At 72.8% G+C, this 18,114-nt stretch carries 20 protein-coding genes and 1 pseudogene; 13 read left to right on the top strand and 8 right to left on the bottom strand.

The window, feature by feature from the left end; translation table 11 throughout:
• Nucleotides 1–30: 30 nt before the first annotated feature.
• Entirely contained in the window at nucleotides 31–405 is a 375-nt protein-coding gene (locus tag GL259_RS18390; protein ID WP_166461523.1) for a VOC family protein, read from the bottom strand.
• Nucleotides 406–733: 328 nt separating this feature from the next.
• Between GL259_RS18390 and GL259_RS18385 the strand changes: the two genes are divergently transcribed.
• The 4 genes and pseudogenes from GL259_RS18385 (at nucleotide 734) to GL259_RS18370 (ending at nucleotide 2,430) form a co-directional block, all read left to right on the top strand.
• The gene (locus tag GL259_RS18385; protein WP_159534171.1) at nucleotides 734–1,228 is read left to right on the top strand and encodes a DUF5959 family protein; all 495 of its coding nucleotides are present in this window, start codon (nucleotides 734–736) and stop codon (nucleotides 1,226–1,228) included.
• 283 nt (nucleotides 1,229–1,511) lie between these two features.
• Nucleotides 1,512–1,871, top strand: coding sequence for a hypothetical protein (locus tag GL259_RS18380; RefSeq protein WP_159534169.1), 360 nt, complete (start codon nucleotides 1,512–1,514; stop codon nucleotides 1,869–1,871).
• A 25-nt stretch (nucleotides 1,872–1,896) separates the two neighbouring features.
• A pseudogene (locus GL259_RS38800) lies at nucleotides 1,897–2,117 on the top strand (tyrosine-type recombinase/integrase); the annotation flags it as partial.
• A 16-nt stretch (nucleotides 2,118–2,133) separates the two neighbouring features.
• Entirely contained in the window at nucleotides 2,134–2,430 is a 297-nt protein-coding gene (locus GL259_RS18370; RefSeq protein WP_159534166.1) for a ribosomal protein L7/L12, read from the top strand.
• 80 nt (nucleotides 2,431–2,510) lie between these two features.
• On the opposite strand, the gene GL259_RS18365 is transcribed toward GL259_RS18370, so the two are convergent.
• A complete protein-coding gene (locus GL259_RS18365) occupies nucleotides 2,511–3,272 on the bottom strand; it encodes a phosphoglyceromutase (protein ID WP_159534164.1) in 762 nt (253 codons plus the stop codon).
• Nucleotides 3,273–3,420: 148 nt separating this feature from the next.
• On the opposite strand from GL259_RS18365, the gene GL259_RS18360 reads away from it, so the two are divergent.
• A complete protein-coding gene (locus GL259_RS18360) occupies nucleotides 3,421–4,857 on the top strand; it encodes an MFS transporter (RefSeq protein ID WP_243762326.1) in 1,437 nt (478 codons plus the stop codon).
• A 37-nt stretch (nucleotides 4,858–4,894) separates the two neighbouring features.
• On the opposite strand, the gene GL259_RS18355 is transcribed toward GL259_RS18360, so the two are convergent.
• The 3 genes from GL259_RS18355 to phoU all read right to left on the bottom strand — a co-directional run bounded on the left by GL259_RS18355 (nucleotide 4,895) and on the right by phoU (nucleotide 6,258).
• Nucleotides 4,895–5,146, bottom strand: a complete 252-nt coding sequence (locus GL259_RS18355; RefSeq protein WP_159534162.1) for an SCO4226 family nickel-binding protein — start codon at nucleotides 5,144–5,146, stop codon at nucleotides 4,895–4,897.
• Nucleotides 5,147–5,289: 143 nt separating this feature from the next.
• Nucleotides 5,290–5,445 (bottom strand): hypothetical protein, encoded by a 156-nt coding sequence (locus GL259_RS37700; protein WP_166461522.1) that lies wholly within the window; start codon nucleotides 5,443–5,445, stop codon nucleotides 5,290–5,292.
• A 111-nt stretch (nucleotides 5,446–5,556) separates the two neighbouring features.
• Entirely contained in the window at nucleotides 5,557–6,258 is a 702-nt protein-coding gene (gene phoU / locus GL259_RS18350) for a phosphate signaling complex protein PhoU (protein WP_159538748.1), read from the bottom strand.
• A gap of 271 nt (nucleotides 6,259–6,529) precedes the next feature.
• Between phoU and GL259_RS18345 the strand changes: the two genes are divergently transcribed.
• Together GL259_RS18345 and GL259_RS18340 are read left to right on the top strand one after the other, a co-directional pair.
• Entirely contained in the window at nucleotides 6,530–7,822 is a 1,293-nt protein-coding gene (locus GL259_RS18345; RefSeq protein ID WP_159534160.1) for an ATP-binding protein, read from the top strand.
• Nucleotides 7,819–8,499: a response regulator transcription factor gene (locus GL259_RS18340; protein WP_030829297.1), complete on the top strand. Its 681-nt coding sequence runs from the start codon at nucleotides 7,819–7,821 to the stop codon at nucleotides 8,497–8,499. Before GL259_RS18345 ends, GL259_RS18340 begins: the two co-directional genes overlap by 4 nt.
• Before the next feature lie 166 nt (nucleotides 8,500–8,665).
• On the opposite strand, the gene GL259_RS18335 is transcribed toward GL259_RS18340, so the two are convergent.
• Nucleotides 8,666–9,364, bottom strand: coding sequence for a DUF461 domain-containing protein (locus GL259_RS18335; protein WP_159534158.1), 699 nt, complete (start codon nucleotides 9,362–9,364; stop codon nucleotides 8,666–8,668).
• 670 nt (nucleotides 9,365–10,034) lie between these two features.
• On the opposite strand from GL259_RS18335, the gene GL259_RS18325 reads away from it, so the two are divergent.
• The 6 genes from GL259_RS18325 to GL259_RS18300 all read left to right on the top strand — a co-directional run bounded on the left by GL259_RS18325 (nucleotide 10,035) and on the right by GL259_RS18300 (nucleotide 16,557).
• The gene (locus GL259_RS18325) at nucleotides 10,035–10,517 is read left to right on the top strand and encodes a CarD family transcriptional regulator (protein WP_003953493.1); all 483 of its coding nucleotides are present in this window, start codon (nucleotides 10,035–10,037) and stop codon (nucleotides 10,515–10,517) included.
• 331 nt (nucleotides 10,518–10,848) lie between these two features.
• Nucleotides 10,849–11,625, top strand: a complete 777-nt coding sequence (gene ispD / locus GL259_RS18320; RefSeq protein ID WP_159534156.1) for a 2-C-methyl-D-erythritol 4-phosphate cytidylyltransferase — start codon at nucleotides 10,849–10,851, stop codon at nucleotides 11,623–11,625.
• Nucleotides 11,615–12,118 carry a 2-C-methyl-D-erythritol 2,4-cyclodiphosphate synthase gene (gene ispF, locus GL259_RS18315; RefSeq protein ID WP_159534154.1) on the top strand — a complete coding sequence of 168 codons (504 nt, stop codon included), beginning with the start codon at nucleotides 11,615–11,617 and terminating at the stop codon, nucleotides 12,116–12,118. The genes ispD and ispF overlap by 11 nt, the downstream gene beginning before the upstream one ends.
• Before the next feature lie 147 nt (nucleotides 12,119–12,265).
• Nucleotides 12,266–13,666, top strand: coding sequence for a cysteine--tRNA ligase (cysS, locus tag GL259_RS18310; protein WP_159534152.1), 1,401 nt, complete (start codon nucleotides 12,266–12,268; stop codon nucleotides 13,664–13,666).
• Between the two features lie 139 nt (nucleotides 13,667–13,805).
• The gene (gene rlmB, locus GL259_RS18305; RefSeq protein WP_159534150.1) at nucleotides 13,806–14,747 is read left to right on the top strand and encodes a 23S rRNA (guanosine(2251)-2'-O)-methyltransferase RlmB; all 942 of its coding nucleotides are present in this window, start codon (nucleotides 13,806–13,808) and stop codon (nucleotides 14,745–14,747) included.
• Nucleotides 14,748–14,865: 118 nt separating this feature from the next.
• Nucleotides 14,866–16,557: a DoxX family membrane protein gene (locus tag GL259_RS18300; protein WP_166461521.1), complete on the top strand. Its 1,692-nt coding sequence runs from the start codon at nucleotides 14,866–14,868 to the stop codon at nucleotides 16,555–16,557.
• 104 nt (nucleotides 16,558–16,661) lie between these two features.
• Here the strand turns inward: GL259_RS18300 and GL259_RS18295 are convergent, their stop codons facing one another.
• Both GL259_RS18295 and GL259_RS18290 read right to left on the bottom strand, forming a co-directional pair.
• Entirely contained in the window at nucleotides 16,662–17,393 is a 732-nt protein-coding gene (locus GL259_RS18295; RefSeq protein WP_159534148.1) for a nucleotidyltransferase family protein, read from the bottom strand.
• Nucleotides 17,394–17,494: 101 nt separating this feature from the next.
• On the bottom strand, nucleotides 17,495–17,950 hold the full coding sequence (locus tag GL259_RS18290) for a hypothetical protein (protein ID WP_159534146.1): 456 nt from the start codon (nucleotides 17,948–17,950) through the stop codon (nucleotides 17,495–17,497).
• Nucleotides 17,951–18,114 lie beyond the last annotated feature (164 nt).

The following is an 18,114-nucleotide window of genomic DNA, read 5'->3' as shown; positions in this document are numbered from 1 at the left end:
GGCCCGGCCCGTGCGGCGGGCCCGGTGGAGTCAGTGGAGGCAGAGGCAGAACGGATGACCGGCCGGGTCCGCGTAGACCCGCCAGTTGGCCTCCGGACGGAGCTGGTCCGTCCGCTCCAGCACGGTCGCGCCGAGGGCGAGCGCCCGCTTCTCCTCCCCCTCGAGGTCGTCCACGTCGAAGTCCAGGTGGAGCTGTTGCGGACGCTCCTGGCCGGGCCATTCGGGCGGTCGGTAACCGTCCACCCGCTGACAGGCCAGCGGCGTCCCCTCGAACCCGTGCACCTCGACCCAGTCGGGATCCTCCGGGTCCGTGACCACCCGGCCGCCGAGCAGTTCCGCGTAGAACTCGGCGAGCCGTGCCGGGTCGGCACAGTCCAGCGCGACCGCCTGCAGCTTTCGGATCACTTCCGACACCCCTCGCTCTCCGGCCACTTCCACGACGCCCCCGTACGGGAGGGTGCCTACCCGCCACCGCCACGGACATACGCGACGACACACCGGACCACCCGGCCCCACCCGGAAGGGAGGCGGCAGCGGCATCCGCCGTCCACCACGCGAGCGCCGCCCGCCCGCTCCTTGGGAAGGAGCTTCGGTCCCATCGAACTCCGCCCGGGACCGAGGCGGCGAAGCCGTGGCAGGCGTCTGCCTTCACCGGCTGCCCCCCGGGCCCCGGGCCGTGACGCCCGCCGCGGTCCGGCAGGATGCTCGCAGCCTCGTCACCGGGAAGGAATCCATGGACTCGACGGACGGCGTCATCGACTTGATACACCTGGCCGACGGGCAGGGAACCGGCGGACACGGCGTCGCCGTGCGGGTACTGGGCCGCTCACAGCCCGGCGTCCTGTTCGGCCACGACTTCCTCGAATGCGAGATCGTCGTCGCGGCGGAGCCACTCGACGCGGTCTTTCCGGTGACCCTCCTCCCCGAGGACCTGGAGGACTGGGAAGACACCCTGGCGGCCCTGGAGTCCGGGCGGTCCGCCCTGTGGCTCGACTCCGGGCGGACTCCGTCCCTGACGCTCGAGCCCGACGGTCACGGCCGGATGTCGGTGTCCGTGCACGACGGGCCCGCGTCAGGGGTCACCGTCACCGTCCCCTTGAGCGCGCTGCCGACGGGGTGGGCCGACGAGCAGCGGGCCCTGCTCGCCCGCGTACGCGACGCCTACCACCAGGAGGTCGCCGAGACTTCTCCCGGCACCTACGTCTGGCGCCGGACCGTCGACACCTGACGTCCCGGCGACCGTCCCAGCACAGCCACAAACTCCCTGCTCGCGGCGAAACCGCGGGCAGGGGACTTGAAACCCGTGGAGGAAGTCGCCACTCGGTCGGTGGCGCAGGGGCGGTGGGCGTATCTCAGGGCTGGTTGCCGCACGACCTGATGAGCCGGGTGACTGCTGACGCTGTGGAAGGTGGCGAGGGCAGGGAGGGGAAGGGCCGTGGGTGCTGAAGCCGGCTACGGGACGGAGGCCAGTGCGCTCGCGGGCCTGCTGGGAAGCCCTCGGTGACGCGGCCGTGGTTCTCTCCTACGACGAGGACAGGACGTTTGCTGCGCTGAGCCCGAGCCGCTTCGGTGCCGGGGGATCCTCTCGACTGGACTGGCGAGGTGCTGAAGCACTCCGGAGCTCCCCGGCGTTCGACGGTGCGCAACTCCGGAAGACGCTGCTCGAGTTGGCAGGCCCGGACGAGCCGGCAGTCGTGTTCTGGGGAAACCCCGCAGTGCCTTCGACCGCCGTGGAGGCCGGTCTGGTGGCACGGCATGCTGATGCGGTTCTGGCGGACTGCTACGAGTGCCGGGTCCACCTCGTCGACAGCGAGGTGTTGATCGAGTTCCGGGACGGCGAGGGGTCCACAGCCGGTCGGGTGCCTCGATGACGTCGTCGCCAGGGCCTGCCGGCCGTACGCCGAGTACCGCGGGAACGGCATGCACGCCCTGCGCCGCTTCCACGCCTCGGTGCTCCTGGAGGCGGGGGAGAACATCAAGGCCCTCGCGGAGTGCCTGGGCCATTCCGACCCCGGCCTGACTCGGGGGTGTACGCCCACCTCATGCCGAGCAGCCGCCCGCGCACCCGAAAAGCCGTGGCTGCCGTCTTCGAGGGCGCATACGCTCCCGTTCGCTGAGGGGCAGGAGGGCGGCATGTCCGGCGAGGAGTCCACCGGGTACTACACGCTGCTCCGCGACGACCCGTCCCACGAGGTGGTGCTCGTCGACTGCGGGCCCCGCGGGACGGATGTGATCCGAGCCGTGCGAAAGGTGACCGGGCTGAGCTTGTGGCACAGCCGGGTGCCGGCGCGCCGAGCGCCCGTCACCCTCCTTGAGGGGCTGTCTGCGTACAGGGCCCAGTCCGCTGTCGCTGTGCTCCAGAGCGCCGGAGCCAGAGCGGAGTGGAGACAGGAGCCGGAGCCCGGAGAGCGCACGGCCCCATCGCCCTGACGGCCCGGAGACGGCCCACAGGCAGCGAAAAGCCCCCTCCCGGCGGAGAACCCGCAGGCAGGGGGCTTACTCGTGGGCGCTTACTTCTTCTTGCCCTGGTTCTTGACCGCCTCGATGGCGGCCGCGGCGGCCTCCGGGTCGAGGTACTTGCCGCCCGGCGTGACCGGCTTGAAGTCGGTGTCGAGTTCGTAGACCAGCGGGATGCCCGTCGGGATGTTCAGGCCCGCGATGTCCGCGTCCGAGATGCCGTCGAGGTGCTTGACCAGGGCGCGCAGGCTGTTGCCGTGGGCGGCGACCAGGACGACGCGGCCGGTCAGCAGGTCGGGGACGATCGAGTCGAACCAGTACGGGAGCATCCGGACGACGACGTCCTTCAGGCACTCCGTCTGCGGACGCAGCTCCGGCGGGAGGGTCGCGTAGCGCGGGTCGGAGAACTGGGAGTACTCGGCGTCGTTGGCGAGCGGGGGCGGCGGGGTGTCGTAGGAGCGGCGCCACAGCATGAACTGCTCCTCGCCGAACTCCGCGAGGGTCTGCGCCTTGTCCTTGCCCTGCAGCGCGCCGTAGTGGCGCTCGTTCAGGCGCCAGCTGCGGTTCACCGGGATCCACAGGCGGTCGGCGGCCTCCAGCGCGAGCTGCGCGGTGCGGATCGCGCGCTTCTGGAGGGACGTGTGGAGCACGTCGGGCAGCAGGCCGGCTTCCTTGAGCAGCTCGCCGCCGCGGGTGGCCTCCTTCTCGCCCTTCGGGGTGAGGTTGACGTCCACCCAGCCGGTGAACAGGTTCTTCTCGTTCCACTCGCTCTCGCCGTGGCGGAGGAGGATCAGCTTGTACGGTGCGTCGGCCATGCGCCCGAGCGTAATCGAAGGCCCGTGCCCGCCGCGCGGCGCGCCCACCGGTCGGACGGTTGACGGGATCTGTTAATCGAGTGGCCCCGACGACGGACTCTTCGTAAGTTGTGCATGCCGTCACAGACACTTACACCCGGGGGGTCCCATGTCATCCGTCGTCCGTGCGAGACACGCGGTCCGGGAGACCGTCTCCGGGCTGCCCCCGGCGTTCTGGTGGCTGTGGACCAGCACCCTGGTCAACCGGCTCGGCGCCTTCGTCGCCACCTTCATGGCGCTCTACCTGACCCTCGACCGCGGCTACTCCGCCACCTACGCCGGTCTGGTCGCGGCCCTGCACGGCCTCGGCGGGGTGATCTCGTCGCTGGGCGCCGGGGTGATGACCGACCGGCTCGGGCGGCGGCCCACGCTGCTGGTCGCGCAGGCGTCCACGGCCGTGTCCGTGGCGGCGCTCGGGTTCGTGCACGACCCCGTCTCCATCGCCGCCGTCGCCTTCCTCGTCGGCATGGCCTCCAACGCCTCCCGGCCCGCCGTCCAGGCGATGATGGCGGACATCGTGCGGCCCGAGGACCGTATCCGCGCCTTCTCCCTCAACTACTGGGCCATCAACCTCGGCTTCGCCGTCTCCTCCATGGCCGCCGGGTTCATCGCCGAGTACAGCTACCTCGCCGGGTTCCTCATCGAGGCCGTGATGACGATGGCGTGCGCCGTCGTCGTCTTCGTGAAGCTGCCCGAGTCCAAGCCCGTGCGCAGCAGCGCGGAGGAGGCGCGGGAGGAGTCCGTGGGGCTGGGGACCGTGCTGCGCGACGGGCGGTTCATGAGCGTCGTCGGGCTGTCCTTCCTCATCGCGCTGATCTTCCAGCAGGGCTCGATCGGGCTGCCCGTCGCGATGGGCGCGGCCGGGTTCACCCCGGCCGACTACGGCATGGCCGTCGCGGTCAACGGCGTGCTCATCGTCGCGCTGCAGATCCCGGTCACCCGGTTCATCGAGCACCGCGATCCCGGGCGGCTGCTGGTGATCTCCTCCCTGCTCGCCGGGTACGGCTTCGGCCTCACCGCCTTCGCCGGATCGGTGGGCGTCTTCGCCCTCACCGTCTGCGTGTGGACCCTCGCCGAGATCGTCAACGCGCCCACCCAGACCGGTCTGGTGGTCCGGCTCTCCCCGGTGCACGGACGCGGGCGCTACCAGGGGATGTACACCATGTCCTGGGCCGTCGCCGCGCTGGTCGCCCCGCTGATGTCGGGCGTGGTGATCGACCGGTTCGGGGCCGAGTGGCTGTGGGGCCTGTGCGCCGTCGTCGGCACGGTGGCCGGAGCCGGCTACGCGGCGCTGATGCGGCGGCTGCCGCCCGAGACGGCGGCGGCCGAGAAGGCGACGGCCGAGAAGACGGCGGCTGAAGTGGTGGCGGCCGAGAAGACGGCGGCTGAAGTGGTGGCGGCCGAGGCATTGGTGGCCGGGACCGTGGTGGCCGGGACGGCCCCGGCCGAAGCGGTCCCGGCCGGGGAGGCGCCGGGCCGGGCGGCCGTCGTGGTCGACCGGGCGGCCGTCGTGGTCGAGGGGAAGCCGGAGGTCGGCGCTCCCTGAGGGGCGCGGCCCCCGGCCGGGGAGCGCACGGAACCGCTCAGCGGACCGACAGCGGCACCGCGTGGACCTCGTCGGCCTTGTGGCCGGTCCGCTCGTGGATGCGCTGGACCGCCTCGGCGGACGGGGCGTCGGAGAGGCAGTAGACCGTGCCGGACTCCGGGTCCGCCCACGCCTGCTGGAAGTGGACGCCCTCCTCCTGCTGTATCGCGAGGTCGGCCGCGTGGGCCTGCCTCAGCTGGTCCTCCGTGATGCCACGCATGCCGTGGTGGACGTCCATGAACTGAGCCATGGCCTCGCACCTCCTTCCGGGCGTGCTCGCATGGCCTTGTGCACCTTCCATGCTGCGCCCCGGAGGACGCCCCGGCATGCCGAGGGCCCCGGCGGTCCCGACCGCCGGGGCCCTTCGTCCTGCCGAACCGTGCGCGTACGGCGTCAGCCGCACTGACAGGGGTTGCCCGACTGGCAGCCGCAGCCGCAGCCCGAGCCGCAGCCGCACGCGGCGATCAGGGTCAGGTTCCTGATCTCGGCGGGCTGCTCGGTCTCGCGCTCCTGCGTGGGGTCGGGCGACGTGCTGGGGGATTCGGCCATGGGTCCCTCCTCGAGGCTGGTGCCTGTGCCCATTGGACGCCCGCCCCGCCGGGCGCATCAACGGCGCACTGAGGCTCACGGGCGCCCCGGCCGGTCCCCGCGCGCACGGGGTCAGGCGCCCTCGGCCCCCGGCACCGTCTGGATCTCCGGCTGGAGGTCCGCCTGGATCTCGTCCGCGTGCTCGCCGGTGACCAGGTAGACGACCCGCTTGGCGACCGAGACCGCGTGGTCGGCGAAGCGCTCGTAGTAGCGGCCCAGCAGGGTGACGTCGACGGCCGTCTCGATGCCGTGCTTCCAGCGCTCGTCGATCAGGTGCTGGAAGAGCGTGCGGTGGAGCAGGTCCATCGCGTCGTCGTCCTGCTCCAGCTGGAGCGCCAGGTCGACGTCCTTGGTGATGATCACCTCGGCCGCCTTCGCCATCAGGCGCTGCGCGAGCTGGCCCATCTCCAGGATGGTGGCGTGCAGGTCCTGGGGGACCGCCCGCGACGGGTAGCGCAGCCGGGCGAGCTTCGCCACGTGCTGGGCGAGGTCGCCGGAGCGCTCCAGGTCGGCCGACATGCGCAGCGAGGTGACGACGATGCGCAGGTCGGTGGCGACCGGCTGCTGGCGCGCCAGCAGGGCTATGGCCCGGGCCTCCAGGTCGTGCTGGAGCTCGTCGACCTTCTGGTCGGCCTCGATCACGCTCTCCGCCAGCTTCAGGTCGGCGTCGAGGATGGCCGTCGTGGCGCGCCCGATCGCCGACCCGACCAGCCGGGCCATCTCCACCAGACCGTCGCCGATCGAATCCAGTTCCTCGTGGTACGCGTCCCGCATCAGGGTTCCTCTCATGCGTCTGTTCCGGGGGTTCAGGGGCCTGGGCTCCTGCGGGGTCCGGGATCGGGTGCCCCGTCGCACGGCCGGCGGTCGCGCACCCCGCGCGACCGACGGTGCGAACCCCACGCTCCCACGTTCCGTCCCCTACGCGTCCGGTTCCGTCATCCGAAATGAACCGTCCCTGGCTCCAAGGTGAACTCTGGGCGACGAGTGTTCGAGCTCGACCTCGGACGGCTGTGGCCAGTGCCCGCAGCATGCCTAACCTGGATGCATGGACGTGAACGCGGCGGTCGCCGCAGCGGCAGCGATCGCCGGAGTGCTCACCGGTGTCATCGCCGTGCTGGCGTTCCGCTTCAGCGAGCGCGAACAGCGGCGTCCCACGCGTACCTCGCTGCACACGGACCCGGTGCTCCCGCCCGGCGTGGACACCGTCCTGTCCGTACTGCGCTCCTCCGCCGTCGTCCTCGACGAGGCCGACGGAGTGGTCAAGGCCAGCTCCGCCGCGTACGCGCTCGGACTGGTGCGGGGCGGCAAGCTCGCCGTGGAACCCATGCTGCAGATGGCCCGTGACACCCGGCGCGACGGCGAGATACGCCAGGTCGAGCTGGACCTGGCCCGCCGGGGGACCGGACGCGGCGAGGCCCTCGCGGTCTCCGCGCGGGTGGCGCCGCTCGGCTCGCGGCTGGTGCTGCTGCTCGTCGAGGACCTCACCGAGGCCCGCCGCATCGAGGCGGTGCGGCGCGACTTCGTCGCCAACGTCAGCCACGAGCTGAAGACCCCCGTGGGCGCCCTGTCGCTGCTCTCCGAGGCCGTCATGGACGCCTCCGACGACCCCGAGGCGGTGCAGCGCTTCGCCGGGCGCATGCAGATCGAGGCCACCCGGCTGACGAACCTGGTGCAGGAGCTCATCGACCTCTCGCGGGTGCAGAACGACGACCCCCTCGAGGACGCCGAACCCGTCCGCGTGGACGAACTGGTCGCCGAGGCCATCGACCGGTGCCGGCACGCGGCCGGCACCAAGGAGATCACCATGGCCGCCGGCGGCACGGCGGACCTGCACGTGTGGGGCCACCGGGGCCAGCTCGCCGCCGCGCTCGGCAACCTCGTCGAGAACGCCGTCAACTACTCCCCGGCCCGCACCCGCGTGGGCATCGCGGCCCGCAGGGTCGCCCAGCCCGGCGGTGACATGATCGAGATAGCGGTGACCGACCAGGGCATCGGCATCTCCGACAAGGACAAGGAGCGCATCTTCGAGCGCTTCTACCGGGTCGACCCCGCACGCTCCCGTGCCACCGGCGGTACGGGTCTGGGCCTCGCGATCGTGAAGCACGTGGCCGCCTCGCACGGCGGGGAGGTCACGGTGTGGAGCGCGGAGGGCCAGGGATCCACCTTCACCCTGCGGCTGCCGGAGGCCGGCGCGGCCCGTGACCGCGCCCACCAGACGTCCCACCGGGACGACCCCGACGGCCTCGACGGCGAGGCCGGACGGTCCCATCCCACATCCCCCCACTCTTCCGATTCATCCGCGTACGAAACGCTTCCCTCCCCGGAGGTCCTTCCGTGACCCGAGTGCTCGTCGTCGAGGACGAGGAGTCCTTCTCCGACGCCCTGTCGTACATGCTCCGCAAGGAGGGCTTCGAGGTCGCCGTCGCGACCACCGGGCCCGACGGACTCGACGAGTTCGAGCGCAACGGCGCCGACCTCGTCCTCCTCGACCTGATGCTGCCCGGGCTGCCGGGCACCGAGGTGTGCCGCCAGCTGCGCGGCCGCTCCAACGTCCCCGTCATCATGGTGACCGCCAAGGACAGCGAGATCGACAAGGTGGTGGGCCTGGAGATAGGGGCCGACGACTACGTCACCAAGCCGTTCTCCTCGCGGGAGCTGGTCGCCCGCATCCGCGCGGTGCTGCGCCGCCGCGGCGAGCCCGAGGAGGTCGCCCCCGCGGCCCTGGAGGCCGGTCCGGTCCGGATGGACGTCGACCGGCACGTGGTCACCGTGGGCGGCACCAAGGTCGACCTGCCGCTGAAGGAGTTCGACCTGCTGGAGATGCTGCTGCGCAACGCCGGGCGGGTGCTGACCCGGATGCAGCTCATCGACCGGGTGTGGGGCGCCGACTACGTCGGGGACACCAAGACCCTCGACGTCCACGTCAAGCGGCTGCGCGCCAAGATCGAGCCGGACCCGGGCGCGCCGCGCTACCTGGTGACGGTGCGGGGCCTGGGCTACAAGTTCGAGCCGTAGAGCGGGCCCGGGGTGGGCCGGCGGACGGAGTCCGGGGCGGTCCTCCGAAGCCCGCGCGGTTTCCGGCGCAGCGCCCCGCAGCCCGCGCGGTTTCCGGCGCGGTGACACGGTGAAGGGCGGGACCCCGCGCGGGGTCCCGCCCTTCACCGTGCGTGTCGCAGGACCGTCAGTGGCCGGCCTGCTGGCTCGCCGAGGCCGCGTCGGACGGGGTGCCCGACGGGTCCTCCGCGGTGCCGTCCTCCGGAGCCCCGGACTCCGTGGACCCGGTGCCGTCCGGCGTCCCGGCGGCCTCGTCGGCCGGCTCGCCGGAGGACTCCGCCGACGGTTCCGTCGAGGCGCCCGGCGCGGCCGGGACCTCGGTCGGGCCCCATCCCTTGAAGAAGTGCTCGGCCGGGAAGACGAACGCGCGCAGGCTCACGTCGCCGGTCTCGCTGAAGGTGAAGGTGACCTTCTGCGCGTTGCCGTCCTGGACGGCCTCACGGCTGCTGGGCAGGACGGCGGAGGCGTTGCCCTCGCCGCCCAGGACGAGCGAACCGCCGGCCGGGACGGTCAGGGTGCCGCCCTCGGCGGGGGTGAGCTCGGCGGTCTTGCCGGTGCCGGGGAGGGTGACCGACTCCAGGGTCTGGTCGGTGCGGCCGTTGTTGAACAGCGTGGCGGAGACGACGGCCGGGCCCGTCGACTCGAGGTCGGGCTGGGTGATGACCGTGGCGCTCTGGACCATGATGTCGCCGACGGTGGTGGACGCGTTGTCCGGCTCGATCTGCAGGGTCTGGGCGTTGTTGCCGGCCGCGCACGCGGAGAGCGAGGCGATCGAGAAAGCGAGGGCGGCGGCGGCGAGGGCGCCGCGTCGAAGGCTGCTGCTCACGGCGGCGGCAACTCCTTGACTCGAGCGTGGGCGACCGGTGAAGCCGCCTTAAGTGATCTGTCAGCGGCCTTAGGTTACCGAGCCGTTCCCGCGCGGCCGCACCCGACCCTCCCCGAGGCGCGTCCCGTTCCCCGGGAAGGCGGCCCCCCGGCGGCGTGATCCGCCACAAGTGACTCACGGGTCACTTTCGTCCCGGCATCCCCGGCCATTCGCATAAGCGGGCGGGGGGCGTCGTGCGGGGCGCCTTCGCCATAGCCGTCCCCGTGAGTCGCGATAGCCGTCCCCGCGCGTCACGCATTTTCCGTGAGGGAATGCGCGGACGACCTGGGAATTGATCACGCGGCGCTCATCCGTGCGCCGCGTGATCAATTTCGGATTCGACCGGAACCCGGCTCCGCGCACCGAACGGAGTAGCGGAACTCGAGCGCTTGGAACCGGACATATGGGGATGTTCGGCCACTCGTGCGAGCCTCCGGATGTATGTGACGTGCTCGTTTCAGCCGCCCCGGAGAGCGGCTCCCACCTGCGAATACCTGCTTCCGCTCGGCGTCCGCAGCACGTTCCTGTCGCTGTTGTCAAGCCCCGAGAATGGCCCTGACCTGCGAAAACGCCATTCAGAAGACGCCGTATCCGTGTTACCCTGGATAGCCACGGAAGGGGTACCTGTCACATGACGTTCAAGGTTGGCGACACCGTGGTCTATCCCCATCACGGGGCCGCGCTGATCGAGGCAATCGAAACTCGCCAGATCAAAGGCGTGGACAAGACCTACTTGGTGCTGAAGGTCGCCCAGGGTGACCTGACGGTACGTGTGCCAGCGGACAATGCGGAGTTCGTCGGCGTGCGTGATGTGGTCGGTCAGGACGGGCTGGACCGGGTCTTCGAGGTGCTGCGCGCGCCGTACGCCGAGGAGCCCACGAACTGGTCCCGTCGCTACAAGGCAAACCTGGAGAAGCTCGCCTCGGGCGACGTCATCAAGGTCGCGGAAGTCGTGCGTGACCTGTGGCGTCGTGAGCGCGAGCGTGGACTCTCCGCCGGTGAGAAGCGCATGCTCGCCAAGGCGCGCCAGATTCTGGTCAGCGAGCTCGCCCTCGCGGAGAACACCAACGAGGACAAGGCCGAGGCCCTGCTCGACGAGGTTCTCGCCTCCTGAGACCGAGGCGGAACATCGCTCGCTCAGCACTGCTCAGCGCATCGAAATGCCGCGGTGCCCGATGACGTCCTGGATGTCGCCGGGCGCTGCGGCATGTTCGCACCCGGCCGCCGCGCGACACCGCGTCCGCGCCCTACTTGCGCCGCGCGGGGGAATGTGTCATCACTCACGTTCCCGCCCCCGGCGTGCCGGGCTCCGGGCGACCGACCCGACCAGGGTCACGGAAGGGGCTGGTCAAGGCGTCGCGCCCGGCACTGCCCCCGCTTCGGGAGCGGGGGGTACGCCCAGGCCATACCCACGTAGGCCGAGCACACAAACCTGACAGGAACCGATGTCCGACGATCCGCTCCCCCCGCCCCCGCCGGCCCCCGCGCCCGGCCGTACGACCGCCCGCACGGCGGCCGTGATCCCGGCCGCCGGCCGCGGCGTACGCCTCGGACCGGGTGCCCCCAAGGCGCTCCGCGCGCTGGGCGGCACCCCCATGCTCATCCACGCGATCCGCGCGATGGCCGCCTCCCGCGCGGTCTCCCTGGTCGTCGTCGTGGCCCCGCCCGACGGCGCCGCCGAGGTCAAGACACTGCTCGACTCGTACGCCCTGCCCGAGCGGACCGACTTCCTCGTCGTCCCCGGCGGCGAGAGCCGCCAGGAATCCGTGAAGCTCGGCCTGGACGCGCTGCCGCCCGGCTACGACATCGTCCTGGTGCACGACGCGGCCCGCCCGCTCGTCCCCGTGGACACCGTCGACGCCGTCATCGAGGCCGTCCGCGACGGCGCCCCCGCCGTCGTCCCCGCGCTGCCGCTCGCCGACACCGTCAAGCAGGTGGAGCCCGCCGCCGCGCCGGGCGACCCCGAGCGCGTGGTCGCCACCCCGGACCGATCCCTGCTGCGTGCGGTGCAGACCCCGCAGGGCTTCGACCGGGCCGCCCTGGTGCGCGCGCACGAGACGGTGACCGACGACGTCACCGACGACGCGAGCATGGTCGAGCAGCTCGGTCTCGCCGTCGTCACCGTCCCCGGGCACGAGGAGGCCTTCAAGGTCACCCGCCCCCTCGACCTGGTCCTCGCGGAGGCGGTCCTGGCCCGCAGGAGGCTCAACGATGGCTTCTGAGGCGCATCCTGCGTACCCGCTGCCACAGGTGGGCATCGGCACCGACGTCCACGCCTTCGAGGAGGGCCGCGAGCTCTGGTGCGCCGGCCTGAAGTGGGAGGGCGAGGGGCCGGGCCTGGCCGGGCACTCCGACGCGGACGTCGTCGCGCACGCCGCCTGCAACGCCCTGTTCTCCGCCGCCGGGCTCGGCGACCTGGGACAGCACTTCGGCACCGGCCGGCCCGAGTGGTCCGGCGCGTCGGGCGTGACCCTGCTGACGGAGGCCGCCCGGATCGTCCGGGAGGCGGGCTTCCGCATCGGCAACGTCGCGGTGCAGGTGGTCGGCCCCCGCCCGAAGATCGGCAGGCGCAGGGACGAGGCCCAGGAGCTCCTCTCGGAGGCCGCCGGGGCGCCGGTGTCGGTGTCGGGTGCCACGACGGACGGGCTCGGCTTCCCCGGCAGGGGAGAGGGCCTGATGGCGGTGGCGACGGCCCTGGTCGTACGGGAGGGGTGACCCTGCCGCCCGAGGGGTGCGGGGCCGCGTGCCGGCACCCGGCCCCGCCCCCCTCGGGCACGGCCGGCCCGCACCGGCCCGCGCGTGACAAACGCCGTCGGGACGGTGAGGCGCACCGCACGCCCCGGTGCCCACTACCCTGGAGGCGTGACTATTCGCCTGTACGACACCAGCGCCCGGCAGATCCGTGACTTCACCCCGCTCCATCCGGGTTGCGTCTCGATCTACCTGTGTGGTGCCACCGTGCAGGCGGCGCCGCACATCGGGCACATCCGCTCGGGTCTGAACTTCGACATCATGCGCCGCTGGTTCGAGTACCGCGGCCTGGAGGTGACGTTCGTCCGCAACGTCACCGACATCGACGACAAGATCATCACCAAGTCCGCCGAGCAGAACCGCCCCTGGTGGTCCATCGGCTACGAGAACGAGCGCGCCTTCACCGACGGCTACCGCGCCCTCGGCTGCCTGCCGCCGACCTACGAACCGCGCGCCACCGGCCACATCACCGAGATGGTCGAGATGATGCGCGGCCTCATCGAGCGCGGCCACGCCTACGAGGCCGACGGCAACGTCTACTTCGCCGTCACCTCGTTCCCGCAGTACCTGGAGCTGTCCAACCAGGAGCTGGAGAACCTCCTCCAGCCCTCCGGCGAGGGCGAGACCGGCAAGCGCGACCCGCGCGACTTCGCCATGTGGAAGGCGGCCAGGCCCGGCGAGCCGAGCTGGGAGACGCCGTGGGGCCGCGGGCGCCCGGGCTGGCACCTGGAGTGCTCGGCGATGGCGCACAAGTACCTCGGCTCCGCCTTCGACATCCACGGCGGCGGCCTCGACCTGGTCTTCCCGCACCACGAGAACGAGATCGCCCAGGCCAAGGCCTACGGCGACGAGTTCGCCCGCTACTGGGTGCACAACGCCTGGGTCACCATGAGCGGCGAGAAGATGTCGAAGTCGCTCGGCAACTCGGTGCTCGTCAGCGAGATGGTCAAGCGGTGGCGGCCCGTCGTGCTGCGCTACTACCTCGGCACCCCGCACTACCGCTCGATGATCGAGTACAGCGAGGAGGCCCTGCGCGAGGCCGAGTCCGCGTTCGCCCGGATCGAGGGCTTCGTGCAGCGCGCCGTGGAACTCGCCGGAGGGCCGGTCGAGCCGTCCGCCGAGGTGCCGCCCGCGTTCGCCGAGGCCATGGACGACGACCTGGGCGTGCCGCAGGCGCTGGCGGTGGTGCACACCACCGTCCGGCAGGGCAACAGCGCACTGGCCGCCGACGACAAGGAGGCCGTGGTCGCCCGCCTCGCCGAGGTCCGCGCCATGCTCGGCGTCCTCGGCCTCGACCCCCTCGACCCGCACTGGGCCGGCGAGGACGGGAGCGGCGAGGACCTGCACGGCGTGGTCGACAGCCTCGTCCGCCTCGTCCTCGACCAGCGCGAGGCCGCCCGGGCCCGCAAGGACTGGACCACCGCGGACGCCATCCGCGACCAGCTCAACCAGTCCGGGCTGGTCATCGAGGACGGCCCGCAGGGACCGCGCTGGAGCCTCGGCCCGCGCTGAGGAACCGGCAGCGGTCCACGGGGAGCCCCGCGGCTCCCCGTGATCGGCCGTGCCGCCCGGGGGCCCGGGCGGCACACCGCACAGACACACTCCATAGACGCAACGCACGCACCCACCACTTCACGGAGACGGATACCTCATGGCCGCGAACAACCGCCGCATGTCCGGCAAGAAGGGCGCGCAGGTCGGCAGTGGCGGCCAGCGGCGCCGGGGCCTCGAAGGCAAGGGGCCGACGCCGCCCGCCGAGATGCGCAAGGGCCACGCCAAGCAGCGCGCCGCCCAGGCGAAGGCGCGCCGCGCCCAGGGGCGCCCGCAGCAGCGGCGCGGCGGGGGCCGCTCGGCGTCCGAACTCGTCGTCGGCCGCAACCCCGTCGTCGAGGCGCTGCGCGGGGGCGTGCCCGCCTCCACGCTGTACGTCCAGCAGTTCATCGACAACGACGAGCGGGTGCGCGAGGCGCTCCAGCTCGCGGCCGAGCGCGGCGGGATCAACCTCATGGAGGCGCCCCGCCCCGAACTCGACCGCATGACCAACGGCCTGAACCACCAGGGCCTGGTCCTCCAGGTCCCGCCGTACGAGTACGCCCACCCCGAGGACCTCGTCGCGGGCGCCCACGACGAGGGCGAGGACCCGCTGATCGTCGCCCTCGACGGCGTCACCGACCCGCGCAACCTCGGCGCCGTCGTCCGCTCCGTCTCCGCCTTCGGCGGCCACGGCGTGGTCGTGCCCGAGCGGCGCGCCGCCGGGATGACCGCCGGTGCCTGGAAGACGTCCGCGGGCACGGCCGCCCGTACGCCCGTCGCCCGCGCCACCAACCTCACGCGCGCCCTGGAGGCGTACAAGAAGGCCGGGATCACGGTCGTCGGCCTGGCCGCCGACGGGGACGCCGAGATCGGCGAGCTGGACGCGCTCGAGGGCCCGGTCGTCATCGTCGTCGGCAGCGAGGGCAAGGGGCTGTCCCGGCTGGTCGGCGAGACCTGCGACTTCCGGGTGCGGATCCCGATGCCGGGCGGCGCGGAGTCGCTCAACGCCGGTGTGGCGGCGGGCATCGTCCTGTACGAGGCGGCTCGGCGCCGGGCCTGAACGGACGTTCGGCGCCGTCACCCACACGGGGCGTTCCGGGTGATCCGGGCCAGCTTGACGCGGTCCGGACACATCCGGCAGGTCGAGGCAGTGTCCTAACACCACGTCACTCGGTTAGATGAGTGTGGACACCAGAACACCCCGCACACCCACGGGGGACCGCTCGTCGGGACTCGACGACGCTCCCGCGCTGAGCATGGTGAAGGTGCCGAGCGATCCGGCGCAGGTCATCGTCAATCACGCCAGCTTCCGCGTGCAGCTGGGCGCTTCGGCGCGGCGCGCCCGGTCGCCGCGGATCGCACGGCACGTGAGCGCCGCCGAGGACACCGCCCGCATCCCCGTCGTCACCACCATGGGCGCGGCGGGCCAGGCCCCCGCCCGCCGCCGTCCCGTCGTCTGGAGCGGCCGCTCCGCCCCCGACGACACCGGCGCCCACCGGCTCCTCCAGGCCGTGCGGCACGGAGGCGTCCGCCACGCCGACGAGCCGCTCGCCGACACCGGGGGCACCCGGGTCATCCCCCGCCCCGGTCACGACGACCACGACGACGGCCCGGACACCCAGCCCCTCGAGAGCCCGTTCGTCGGCGCCCCGCGCCGGCCCGGCGACGGCCCCCTGCTGCCCCCCCTGCGCACGGTCGGCAGCGCCTACGACGAGCCCTTCCACGACGCCCCCGGCCACCCCGGACCCGCCTACGCCGACGACGAGTTCGAGGACACCGGCGCCCACCGGGCCGCCGGGTACCGGGACACCGGCCGGCGCGGCAGGCGGCACGGCGACGACCCGGCCCGGCACGCCTACTACCCCGGCCGCCGGATGAACCTCGGCGTCGTCCTGCTCCCGCTGCGGGTCCTGCTCGGATCCATCTCCGTCTACGCCGGGATGGGCAAGCTCTGCGACCCCCTCTACTTCGAGGGCGGCAAGCGCGGCTCCATGGTCAAGTGGCTGCACACCCTGCACCCCTGGGACGTCGCCGAGCCGCTGCGCCGGTTCGCCCTGGAGCACCCCGTCGGCTCGGGACTGGCCATCGCCTTCCTCCAGGTCGTCGTCGGCGTCCTGACCGTCCTCGGCTGCTGGCAGCGCCTGGCGGCCGCGTTCGGCGCGCTGCTCTCGGCGGCACTGCTGGTCACCGTGAGCTGGAAGAGCGCCCCCGTCTACGAGACGCCCGACATCATCTACCTCGCCGCCTGGTCCCCGCTGATCATCGCGGGCGCCCCCGTCTACTCCGTCGACGGCCGCCTCGCGGGCGGCGCCTGGCGCCGGCTCGGCCCCCGCGCCGACATCTGGGACCTGCGCCGCCACGTCCTGCGCCGCGGCGCCCTCGTCACCGCCGTCGTCTGCGGGCTCACCCTGCTCGTCGGCTCGCTGCTCGGCGGCGCCGTCCGGGACGCCGACCGCGTGGTGGTCCCGGGCCCCGGAGAGGCCCCGCGCAACGAACTCCCCGGCTCCCCGCTCCCGCAGGAGCCCGGCGAGTCGCCGGAGCGGCGCACCCCGTCGGCCTCCACCTCCCCCAGCCGGAGCGCCGCGACGTCCGGCTCGACCGGCCCGTCCGCCGGATCCACCACCCCCGGTGCGACCCAGGGCGCCGGCGCCGTCACCGGCGCCCCCAGCCAGACCCGGGGCAGCACCGGGCAGGCGCCGCCCCAGCAGTCCTCCCCGGCCGGGCAGGCGCCGAGCACCAGTTCCGGTCCGACCTCGGGCGGCAGCGCCACCGGCGGCGGCAGCGGCACCCCGAGCGGTGGCAGTGGCGGCGGCGGCAGCGGCGGCGGCTCCACCGGGGAACGGGGCCTCGTGGGCGGCCTCCTGGGGTAGGGGCCACCCGCCCGCACACGGCGAAGGGGTCCCGCACCGTCCGTGCGGGACCCCTTCGCCGTGTGCGGGCGGAAGACGTGCCGGGTGAGGAGGTGCCGGGCGGGTCAGCGCTTCTGCGCCGCCAGCTCCTTCGCCGCCTCCGTCAGGTCCTTGGCGGTGTCGATCGCCCGCCAGTAGGAGCCCTGGGGGATCGGGAACCCGGCCAGCCGGCGCTCGCGCGCCAGGTGCGGGAACGTGGTGCGCTCGTGGTCGCCGCGCTCCGGGAGCAGACCGGTGAACTCGGGGGAGAAGACGTACACGCCCGCGTTGATCTCGAAGGTCGACGGCGGGGCCTCGATGAAGTCGGTGATGTGGCCGAAGCCGTCCGTGCGCACCGCGCCCCACGGGATGCGCGGGCGGGCCAGGGCGAGGGTCGCGACGGCGTCCCGCTCGGTGTGGAAGTCCGCCATGTCGCGCAGCGAGAAACGGGTCCAGATGTCGCCGTTGGTGGCGTACCAGGGCCGGTCCGGGTACGGGAGGTGCGCGGCGGCGTACTTCAGGCCGCCGCCGCGGCCGAGGGGCTCCGTCTCGACGACGGTGGTGACGGAGACGGGCAGGTCCACGGTCTCCAGCCACTTCTGCAGGACCTCGGCGAGGTGGCCGCAGGAGACCACCACGTCCGTCACGCCCTCCTCGGCGAGCCAGGAGAGCTGATGGCCGATGATCGGGGTCCCCGTGCCGGGGATCTCGACCATCGGCTTGGGCCGGTCGTCGGTGTACGGACGGAGCCGGGAGCCTTGGCCGCCGGCCAGGACGACGGCTTGGAGGGGGCGGGACGCGGCGCTCGGATCGGTCATGAGCGAACTGTACGTGGCGCCCCGCGGGCGGACGGGTCTCCGGTGGCCCCTCGCGCCGGCACCGCCGCGGTGCCGTGCGGCCGGCGTGGCGGGCCGTGCGCTCAGCGCCGGGCGGCGACGACCCCCGACGCGAAGGAGGTGTCGCAGACCGGACGGGCGTAGGACTGGGCCCTGGTGGGGCCGTACATCCGGACCGCGGCCCTGCCGAGGGAGCGGGCGATGGACGCGCAGTACCTCGCCAGCGACGGGCGGTCGTCGACGGCCTGCTGGAGGTGGGTGAGCGCCACGCCCGGGTCCTCCTCCTGCAGTTCGACCAGCAGCGTGTCGCGCAGCACGTCCTGCGGCGCGCGTCCCGCGGCACGCGGGGAGGCGCCGGAGACGGAGGCGTCCGCGACGGTGAGCACCGGGCTCGAGGGGTTCCCCGACCAGTTGACTCGCGCGACCGCGAGGGTCCCGGAGAGCACCAGGACGACGGGCAGGACGAAGGCGAGGGTGCGGCCGACCCGGAGGGCGGGGCCCCCGCCGCGTCGCGTCTGAGGGTTCGTGGAGTGCTTCACGCGTGTGAGGGTAGCGGCAGGTAGCGGGGTGGAAACTCGCCGTCACCGGTTCGAGGGACGGCAGGGCCCGGGTCGCGCGGGCGCGTGTTGACGCACACTGCTCGAAATGACCGTTGTGCCGGGGTGTTTGTCGACAAGAAGAGGGGCCCCGCAGCAGCCTGCGG

This window comes from Streptomyces sp. Tu 3180 (assembly GCF_009852415.1).
GTDB lineage: Bacteria > Actinomycetota > Actinomycetes > Streptomycetales > Streptomycetaceae > Streptomyces.
The sequence above is the reverse complement of the archived record's forward strand: the minus strand, read 5'-3'. Positions and strand labels throughout refer to the sequence as shown.

What these genes read in the sequence shown, in the direction of transcription:
- GL259_RS18300 (WP_166461521.1), top strand. Translation starts at nt 14,866, where the DNA reads ATGAGTGTGGACACCAGAACACCCCGCACACCCACGGGGGACCGCTCG.
- GL259_RS18325 (WP_003953493.1), top strand. Translation starts at nt 10,035, where the DNA reads ATGACGTTCAAGGTTGGCGACACCGTGGTCTATCCCCATCACGGGGCC.
- ispF (WP_159534154.1), top strand. Translation starts at nt 11,615, where the DNA reads ATGGCTTCTGAGGCGCATCCTGCGTACCCGCTGCCACAGGTGGGCATC.
- phoU (WP_159538748.1), bottom strand. Translation starts at nt 6,258, where the DNA reads ATGCGGGACGCGTACCACGAGGAACTGGATTCGATCGGCGACGGTCTG.
- GL259_RS18360 (WP_243762326.1), top strand. Translation starts at nt 3,421, where the DNA reads ATGTCATCCGTCGTCCGTGCGAGACACGCGGTCCGGGAGACCGTCTCC.
- GL259_RS18355 (WP_159534162.1), bottom strand. Translation starts at nt 5,146, where the DNA reads ATGGCTCAGTTCATGGACGTCCACCACGGCATGCGTGGCATCACGGAG.
- GL259_RS18345 (WP_159534160.1), top strand. Translation starts at nt 6,530, where the DNA reads ATGGACGTGAACGCGGCGGTCGCCGCAGCGGCAGCGATCGCCGGAGTG.
- ispD (WP_159534156.1), top strand. Translation starts at nt 10,849, where the DNA reads ATGTCCGACGATCCGCTCCCCCCGCCCCCGCCGGCCCCCGCGCCCGGC.
- rlmB (WP_159534150.1), top strand. Translation starts at nt 13,806, where the DNA reads ATGGCCGCGAACAACCGCCGCATGTCCGGCAAGAAGGGCGCGCAGGTC.
- GL259_RS18370 (WP_159534166.1), top strand. Translation starts at nt 2,134, where the DNA reads ATGTCCGGCGAGGAGTCCACCGGGTACTACACGCTGCTCCGCGACGAC.
- GL259_RS37700 (WP_166461522.1), bottom strand. Translation starts at nt 5,445, where the DNA reads ATGGCCGAATCCCCCAGCACGTCGCCCGACCCCACGCAGGAGCGCGAG.
- GL259_RS18295 (WP_159534148.1), bottom strand. Translation starts at nt 17,393, where the DNA reads ATGACCGATCCGAGCGCCGCGTCCCGCCCCCTCCAAGCCGTCGTCCTG.
- GL259_RS18385 (WP_159534171.1), top strand. Translation starts at nt 734, where the DNA reads ATGGACTCGACGGACGGCGTCATCGACTTGATACACCTGGCCGACGGG.
- GL259_RS18365 (WP_159534164.1), bottom strand. Translation starts at nt 3,272, where the DNA reads ATGGCCGACGCACCGTACAAGCTGATCCTCCTCCGCCACGGCGAGAGC.